This window comes from Chimaeribacter arupi (genome assembly GCF_002858805.1).
In the GTDB taxonomy this organism is placed as follows: domain Bacteria; phylum Pseudomonadota; class Gammaproteobacteria; order Enterobacterales; family Enterobacteriaceae; genus Chimaeribacter; species Chimaeribacter arupi.
Genome location: NZ_PJZI01000071.1, coordinates 1 through 3,575, shown reverse-complemented (window position 1 = coordinate 3,575; position 3,575 = coordinate 1). Strand labels below are relative to the sequence as shown.

General features: G+C 57.4%; 4 protein-coding genes. All 4 read left to right on the top strand.

From position 1 onward, the window contains the following. A partial coding sequence (locus CYR52_RS22530; protein WP_146001363.1) for a type VI secretion system contractile sheath large subunit occupies nucleotides 1-144 on the top strand: 144 nt, incomplete at its 5' end. A gap of 14 nt (nucleotides 145-158) precedes the next feature. Next, nucleotides 159-1,502: a type VI secretion system baseplate subunit TssK gene (gene tssK / locus CYR52_RS22045; RefSeq protein ID WP_072933852.1), complete on the top strand. Its 1,344-nt coding sequence runs from the start codon at nucleotides 159-161 to the stop codon at nucleotides 1,500-1,502. Further along, nucleotides 1,499-2,173, top strand: a complete 675-nt coding sequence (gene tssL / locus CYR52_RS22040; protein ID WP_101829442.1) for a type VI secretion system protein TssL, short form — start codon at nucleotides 1,499-1,501, stop codon at nucleotides 2,171-2,173. The genes tssK and tssL overlap by 4 nt, the downstream gene beginning before the upstream one ends. After that, on the top strand, nucleotides 2,170-3,575 hold a 1,406-nt coding region (locus CYR52_RS22035), incomplete at its 3' end, for a hypothetical protein (protein WP_101829441.1). The genes tssL and CYR52_RS22035, both read left to right, overlap by 4 nt.

Genomic DNA, 3,575 nt, shown 5'->3' with positions numbered 1-3,575 from the left:
CGCGACGCGAAAGTCACGGTCGAGGATATCGAGGACAACCCCGGCTTCTTCCGCGTGAAACTCTACGCCGTGCCGCACTTCCAGGTTGAAGGGCTGGATGTGAACCTGTCGCTGGTCTCGCAGATGCCGAAGGCGAAAGCCTGAAGCCCGGAGGATCAATGAAGATAGAGCGACCGTTATGGATGCAGGGCGTCATGGTATCGCCACAGCATTTCCAGCAGCAGGCCGCCTTTACGGCCTGGCATACCGAGTGCATCGCGCTGATGGGCGTGATGCATCCCTGGGGCGTGCTGGAGGCTGAGTTTGACCGTAATGCGTTGAAACAAGGCCGGCTTAAAGCCGGCCGTCTGGTGGTGCGTTTTCCTGACGGCACCCTGACGGACAGTGAAAATGCTGATGCGTTACCGCCGACCCTGACACTCCCTGAGATAAATCACCGCGACATTACGGTGATGCTGGCGCTGCCGCAACTGTACCCAAATGGTGGCAACTGCCTGAAACCAGAGGAAGTGGCTGAGCGTCCGGTGCGTTATCGCCAGCGGTGGCATGAGGTACGTAATTGTTTTGGTGACGATACGCGCCAGATTGCCACACTGCAGCACGAACTGACACTGCGCCTGGATTCACAGGATAACAGCAATTATCTGGTCTGCCCGGTGGCGCGGTTGCACCGGGATGAGCAAGGAGGGTGGGCGCAGGACACCACCTTTATTCCTCCATTGTTAAGCCTGAAAGCCAGTCCGTGGCTTATCAATCAGCTCGAACTGCTGATGACCCAGTTGCGGACCCGGCTGGCACGTTTGATGGCCATGCGTCGTGAAAGCAATGAACGCATGGCCGATTTTGCTGTGGCTGATGTGTCGCTGTTCTGGCTGCTGAATGCACTTAACGGTGCGGAGCCGGTGCTGGGTAATTTTCAGCGTCATGGGCAGGTGCATCCTGAGTGCTTGTATCAGGAGCTGGCCCGCCTGGCGGGCAGCCTGCTGACGTTTTCGCTGGCGCATACCGTGACAGCCATCCCTTTCTACCGGCATGAACAGCTGACGGACGTTTTTCCACCTTTGTTTGAGCTGCTCGGTGAGCTGCTCGAAGCCAGCCTGCCTTCACGCGTGGTGGCAGTGGAACTGACTCATGAAAAACGGCTGCGTCAATGGCAGGCACGCCTGCACGACCCGAGACTGCGTGAGCAGGTGGACTTTTATCTTTCAGTTCGGTCGTCGCTGCCGGTGGCGCAACTGCTGGAACAGTTCCCGCAACAATGCAAGGTAGGCAGTCCCGATGAAGTAGGAGAGGTCATTAATGCTTCCCGGCAGGGCATCCCGCTGCGTGCGTTGAGCCATGTACCGGCGGCTATTCCGTTGCGGCTGGAAAACCAGTATTTCGCACTGGATATGACCCATCCCGCAGCGCAGGGCATGCAAGCGGCAGGAAGCTGCGTGTTTTATGTCCCCGGAACACTGGGTGAGCCTGAGCTTGAACTCTTTGCGGTGCTGAGAACATGAGTGACAACCAAACGTGTGACATTGATGCCCTGTTGCAGGAAACGTGGCTTGTGGTGATCAGCTTGCGTCACGGGCCGGAATTTAAGGAGGGGGATGGACAACGGCTTTGGCAGCATTGTGTAGATAATATTGAACAAATTCAGCAGCAACTGACGGCGGCGAATTACAGCGCAGAGAGCCGTCAGCATATTTTGTACGCGCAATGCGCACTCCTTGATGAAGCGGCAAAAAGCCGCGGTGTACACGATGATGCGTGTATCCAGTGGTACAACAGGCCGCTTCAGGGGCAGTTTTTCGGCAACCTGAATGCCGGTGACCATTTGTATGAACGTATACGTCAGGTGTTGCGTGAAACCGCACCCGATATCGCTGTGCTGACCTGTTTTCACCGGGTACTGATGCTCGGTTTTCTGGGCGGTTTTACCGGAACGCATGTACCGGAAAGAGAGCGATTGGTTCGGGAGCTGGCCGAAAGGGTGCCGGCTTACAGCTTCTCCCTGAATCATCCGGTACTGACCCCGGCTTCGGCAGGGATGGGAATGGGAGCGTGGCTGCGTCACTGGCCGGTACGTATTGGCCTGTCGGTAATTAGCCTGGCAGCGCTATGGTGGGGGCTTAATCACTGGCTCGACAACCTGATCATCACGCTGTTGCCGGGAGGAATGCGATGAAGCCCGCGCTGCAACGGGGATTATGGTTATGGGCAGGGTTGCTGGCCGTCATGCTATGCCTGCTGTTTTTACCGCTCCCGCCTGCTGCCCGTGGGGCCGGTGTGGGTATCGTTATCGTGATAGTCATCATCGGTCTTATCCGTGTCGGCCGACAACCTGTGGATGCAGGCTCACTGCGCTTTTCCGGGTTGCCGGAGGCGTCTTACCGCTTACCGGTCGTTTTGGTATGTGGAGAAAAGGCCGATTGGCCGGGGAACAGTACGACATATCAGACCTCGCAGGGTTGCTGGCTGCGGGTGGATGAGGGCGTTGAGCTGCGTCATATTGTGCGCGAGTTACTGTGTCTGCGCCCGTCCTGGGCCGGCCAGCTGGCAGTTATGGTCTGCGTTAACCCTCAACAATATGAGCATACTACGGCGCTGGCACCCCGTTTATATGAATTGCGCTGGCAGATAAACCGGCTGCGGCGCGAAACCCGGCAGACGGTTCCTTTGTTGCTGAGCAGTCGTATCGCCGGTCAAACCATTACTGAGCCTGTATGGCAGGCTGTCCTTCCCGGAGGGCTGGTACGTGTCTGGCAAGAAGATTATGCCCCCTGCAGCGTTCCTGTCTGGACTGCTCAGGATGAAAGCGGCGCGCGCTTGCAGCAACAGGTGATGCTGAACAGCCTGGCAAGCTGGTTCAGCCAGCATGTTTCTTCTGTTTTCACCGCGGAATCTCCTGATATTCCAACAATACTGCCTTGTGCGGTGTTGTTCCATCAGGGCCGGTCGATGGCCGATACTGCAAAACATACCTGCTGGGCGCACTGGCTGCAGCAACAGACCGGCCTTGTTCAGGTAGCAGGTTGGATGCCAGCAGATGAACATTCGGCCCTCCCATTGCCGGATTTTGTATTGCCGTTGCTGCCGAGAGGCCATGCACTCACTGCGCCTCAGCGGGCGGGCAGCTACGCGTTCATATTGTTAACACTGGCGGCTATAGCCGCCCTATGCAGCAGCGGCTGGCATAACCGGCAACTATTACAGCGGACCGCATTTGATATCCGGCATTACTACGCCATAGCCATGCAGGATGACAAGCCTAAAGCACGGGCTGTCGCAGTATTGCGGGCGCATGCGTCGCAACTGGATAACTGGGCACGTAATGGTGAGCCGCTGCGTCTTGGGCTGGGCCTGTATCAGGGCGGCCGCCTGCGCCTGCCTCTGCTGAATGCAATAAGAAGCTATGTTCCGCCGCTTCCCTTCTCTACACCCGCTCCCAAGCCCGCACCCAACATCATCCGCCTCAACAGCCTCTCTCTGTTCGACGTGGGCAGTGCTCATCTGAAACCCGGCTCGACAAAGGTGCTGGTGAATGCCCTGGTGGGGATTAAGGCCAGACCGGGCTGGCTGATTGTGGT